The sequence below is a fragment of the Corynebacterium lipophiloflavum DSM 44291 genome (assembly GCF_000159635.1).
In the GTDB taxonomy this organism is placed as follows: Bacteria; Actinomycetota; Actinomycetes; order Mycobacteriales; family Mycobacteriaceae; genus Corynebacterium; species Corynebacterium lipophiloflavum.
The window spans coordinates 63,945-68,071 of record NZ_GG667200.1 but is presented as its reverse complement, the minus strand read 5'-3'; the positions used below and the strand labels follow the sequence as shown (position 1 = coordinate 68,071).

Below are 4,127 nucleotides of genomic sequence, written 5' to 3'. Positions count from 1 at the left end.
AACTTCTTCGGCATGTTCGAAGATTTTCCCATCTACTCAAACGGAACAAAACCTGGGGCACTTCACAACCATCTGAACGCGAATGTGCCCGCGAAGCGTGTGGACTCAAGCCCGTGACGTCGACGAGTACTTAGGGCAGATCAAGCTCTTTTACCCCGACTACCTGCAGGAGCCCCTGGACGAAATGTCGGGGCTTTCAATGCACCCAAACCAGTGAGTACTAAGCGCTGGTCGAATAACCCTACTGATCGTCGTAGACGAGAAATTTCACCGCCGCACAGATTACTGTTGCTTGCGTCTAGCCTAACCGCGGTGCAGTTGTAGGCATCGACGGATCTTTAGCAACGGAGCAACAGGCCGAGTGGATCCGACGAGGCGCTAGGTATCGATGGCATATCCGGTGCAGGTTGGAGGTGCCATCGCCACCGACGGCATCGATGCATAAGGCTCTAGCAGGATGGTCGCCGCAAGATTAAACCGCGTCCTAACCCTCTAAGCCGGCCTTTGGGCCTAACCCCTTAGAAAACCGTGGTTCGGAATCAAAGATCTACGACCACACGTGACTTGCCCGACTCGCCAATGTTGTTGCGCGAAGGGTCTGACTTTTGGCTCGAGATTTAATCAAGCGCGAGGCGTCGGCGTTATTTACGATGCTGGCTGGTCCCTTGAGCGTGTACGCCAGGCAATCGTCCCAGTTCGGCCGCCTATTTGTTCTGGATGCCGAGCTCCGTGAGCAGCCCCCGCACGCGCGCCTCGATGTCGTCGCGTACTAGCCGCATGCGTTCCATCCCCTCAATGCCTCGGTGTGAGGGCTCGTCTGTCACCCAGCGTTCAAGTGAGCCGCGAGCGTCGGCGGGCATGTCTACTTGCGCGTCCTCACCGAGGACTACTATTCGGTCGACGGTGGACAACAACTCGGGATCAATGGGTTTCGGCGTGCCTTTAGACATATCGGCGCCCACTTCGGCGATAGCTTCAACGGATTCGGAATTGAGCTTGTTGCCGGGTTTGGTACCTGCGGAGTAGATGTCGACGGCGCTGGCGGCATGCTTTTCGGCGAGTGCTGCCGCCATTTGAGATTTACCGCCGTTACCGACGCAGATGAACAGTACGGATGTCATGGGGTGGTCCTTTCGGGCAAAGTGGGATCGTGGGGAAAGAGGCGGGGTCCAAGCCAGAGCATGGTGTAGACGAGTCCGACGAGTACCGGGATCTCGATCATGGGCCCAATCGTACCGGCGAGTGCTTCGCCTGACGCGGCGCCGAAGGTGCCGATGGATACCGCGATGGCCAGCTCGAAGTTGTTGCCCGCGGCGGTGAAGGAAACGGCACCGGATTGCGCGTAGTTCAGCCCTGCGGCCTTGGACACAAACAGGGCGATGAAGAACATGCCCACGAAGTAGATCAGGAGGGGCAGGGCCATGCGCGCGATGGTGAGCGGTTGGGAGGTGATCTGCTCTCCCTGTAGGGAAAACAGCAGTACGACTGTGTAGAGCAGACCCACAAGTGCGAGGGGTGAGATCGTCGGCACAAATGTGTTCTCGTACCACGCTCGCCCGCGCAGCCGCTCCCCCACCACGCGCGAGAGCGCGCCTAGGACCAGCGGGATGCCGAGGAAGACGAGGACTGAACCGACAATCGCCCAGAAGGAGAAGTTCACCGACGTCGTGGACAGGCCGAGCCAGGACGGAAGAATCTGCAGGTAAAACCACCCGAGAACACCGAACATGAGGACCTGGAAGAGTGAGTTGATCGCCACTAGGACTGCGGTGGCTTCCCTATCGGAGCACGACAGGTCGGTCCACACCAGCACCATGGCGATACACCGCGCGAGGCCGACGATGATCAGGCCGGTGCGCAGTTCGGGGGCGTCGGGAAGGAAGATCCAGGCCAGCGCAAACATCAGCGCGGGACCGACGATCCAGTTCAGCACTAGGGAGATCGCCATGAGGCGCTTGTTAGCGGCGATTTCCTTCGTCTTGTCGTAGCGCACTTTGGCCAGTGGCGGGTACATCATGATGAGAAGTCCCAGTGCGATGGGCAAAGAGATTCCGCCGACGCTCATTGAATCGAGGAAGGTGTCGAGGCCGGGAATGAGGCGGCCAAGCAGAAGGCCTGTGATCATGGCGAGCAGGATCCATAGGGGGAGGAGGCGATCGAGGAGTGACATGTCTCGCTTTCGGGTCATATTGACATCTATCGATGGAAATATACTTCCAATATAGATTGCCGTCAATATATGCTGTTCCTATGCCTTCGCCCGTGCTTGCCGACGCCACCACCACCTGCTGCCCCCTTTCTACGGGGCGCTTTTCCGACCACGACGCGGCACGGTACGCCTTGCTGTTCAAGGTGCTCGCCGAGCCGGTGCGCCTCCAGATCTTGTCCCACCTCGCCGGCGAGGGTTGCGGGCCCACTACGGTCGGCGAACTCGCGGATATCCTGGACCTGAGCCAGCCAACGGTGTCGCACCATTTGAAAAAGCTCACCGATGCGGGCTTGCTTTCCCGTCACCAACAGGGCCGCAGCGTGTTTCATACTGTGCGCCCTGAGGTGTTCCGGGAGCTCCGGGGGGTGCTGGACATTGGGTGAACGTGCGCACCATGAGGCCGTTGTGATCGGCGGTGGCCAGGCCGGGCTCGCTACCGCGTTTTACTTGCGTCGCGCGGGTGTGGACTACATCGTCGTGGATGACCAGCCCGCGCCAGGAGGGGCCTGGCGCCACGTGTGGCCATCGATGACGTTGTTTTCCATGTCAGACTTTTCCAATCTGCCGGGGTGGCCGATGCCCCACTACACGGGGTTTCCGCCTGCGGATCACGTCGTGAAGTACTTGTCGGAATACGAGCGCCGCTACGAAATTCCCGTCGTTCGGCCGGTGCGCGTCACCCGCATTGACTACGATGGCCTTTTCCATGTGCGGTCCGATGCGGGGGAATGGACAGCCGATAATGTAGTCGCTGCAACGGGGACGTGGTCCGCACCATTTGTGCCCCACTACCCTGGCGCGTTCGGCGGTGAGCAGTGGCATTCCGCGAACTATCCAGGGCCGGATCCTTTTCTCGGCAGCCGAGTCGCCGTTGTCGGCGCTGCCAACTCCGGAGTGCAGATTGCAGCCGAGCTATCAAGCGTGGCTGATGTCACCTGGTACACCCGCCATGAGCCGCGATGGATGCCCGATGACGTCGATGGGCGAGTTCTGTTTACGCGAAACCGCGAGCGCATGCTGGCGATTCTGCGCGGCGAGGAGGACCCCGGCGCCGATTCCGACCTGGGCGACATCGTGGTCCTCCCCCAGGTGCGCGACGCCCGCGATTCGGGCCTGCTTCGAGCAACGCCGATTTTTGATTCACTCGATCAGGTAGACGCCGACCACCTCATCTGGTGCACCGGTTTTCGGCCAGCATTGGGGCCGGTGCGCTTGCTTGCCGACGCCGCCCCGCGCGGCCTTTACCTCGTCGGCTACGGCGATTGGGTGGGCCCCGGCTCAGCCACTATCACCGGGGTAGGGCCGTACGCGAAGCGGGTGGCGCAAGAAATCGCGAACAACGTGCGCTCCCAGAAGAACGCGTGAGGAGTCTTTTGGGTTGAGTCGAAGCGAAACAGCGCTAAGGCACGATCTCGTGCGCGCGCCAGGCGGCGTCGTCAATTGCGCGGTGCACATCACCGGGCGCGGCAGAGCTGGTGACCGTATCAACCGCCTGGTGCACCGCGGTGGCAGCATCGTCGATCGCGCGGTGCAGCGCCGGGTTCTGGTGTGCAAAGGCGCCGAGCACGTCGGCGGTGAGCTGGGCGGCGGGCCCGAAGGTATGGGCTGAAACCGAGAAATCTTCGCCGTACGAGGCGCTGGCGTGCAGGGAGGTGCGGTCGTCAGACCATCCCCACTTCGTGCCGATCACCCCTGGTAGCTGGGCGGTTCCATAATCCTGACGGTAACCGTCGGCAGCCACGGGTGTCGCAGTGGCCAACGCCGTAAGAATAGGGTCTCCTAGGCCGTGATCGCGTTTGCGGGTCTCGAGGAACAACGTCGAATCGTATGTCGAGGTCGTGCTGTATCCCTAATGGGGTGCTGCGTGAGTATCGGCTAGGCCGTATTTATTAGCGGTGGCAGCAATGGACTGCGGGTA

Annotated in this window: 5 protein-coding genes; 2 read left to right on the top strand and 3 right to left on the bottom strand. The window is 60.8% G+C overall.

From position 1 onward, the window contains the following. Positions 1-704: 704 nt before the first annotated feature. Both HMPREF0298_RS11150 and arsB read right to left on the bottom strand, forming a co-directional pair. Positions 705-1,121 (bottom strand): arsenate-mycothiol transferase ArsC, encoded by a 417-nt coding sequence (locus HMPREF0298_RS11150; RefSeq protein WP_040423210.1) that lies wholly within the window; start codon positions 1,119-1,121, stop codon positions 705-707. Continuing rightward, positions 1,118-2,170, bottom strand: a complete 1,053-nt coding sequence (gene arsB / locus HMPREF0298_RS11145; RefSeq protein ID WP_006841302.1) for an ACR3 family arsenite efflux transporter — start codon at positions 2,168-2,170, stop codon at positions 1,118-1,120. Before arsB ends, HMPREF0298_RS11150 begins: the two co-directional genes overlap by 4 nt. Positions 2,171-2,250: 80 nt before the next feature. Between arsB and HMPREF0298_RS11140 the strand changes: the two genes are divergently transcribed. Both HMPREF0298_RS11140 and HMPREF0298_RS11135 read left to right on the top strand, forming a co-directional pair. Beyond that, positions 2,251-2,592, top strand: coding sequence for an ArsR/SmtB family transcription factor (locus HMPREF0298_RS11140; RefSeq protein WP_006841301.1), 342 nt, complete (start codon positions 2,251-2,253; stop codon positions 2,590-2,592). Beyond that, complete coding sequence (locus HMPREF0298_RS11135) at positions 2,585-3,574, top strand: NAD(P)-binding domain-containing protein (protein ID WP_040423209.1); 990 nt, start codon at positions 2,585-2,587, stop codon at positions 3,572-3,574. Before HMPREF0298_RS11140 ends, HMPREF0298_RS11135 begins: the two co-directional genes overlap by 8 nt. Before the next feature lie 34 nt (positions 3,575-3,608). Here the strand turns inward: HMPREF0298_RS11135 and HMPREF0298_RS12935 are convergent, their stop codons facing one another. Then, entirely contained in the window at positions 3,609-3,968 is a 360-nt protein-coding gene (locus tag HMPREF0298_RS12935) for a hypothetical protein (protein ID WP_211205445.1), read from the bottom strand. Positions 3,969-4,127 lie beyond the last annotated feature (159 nt).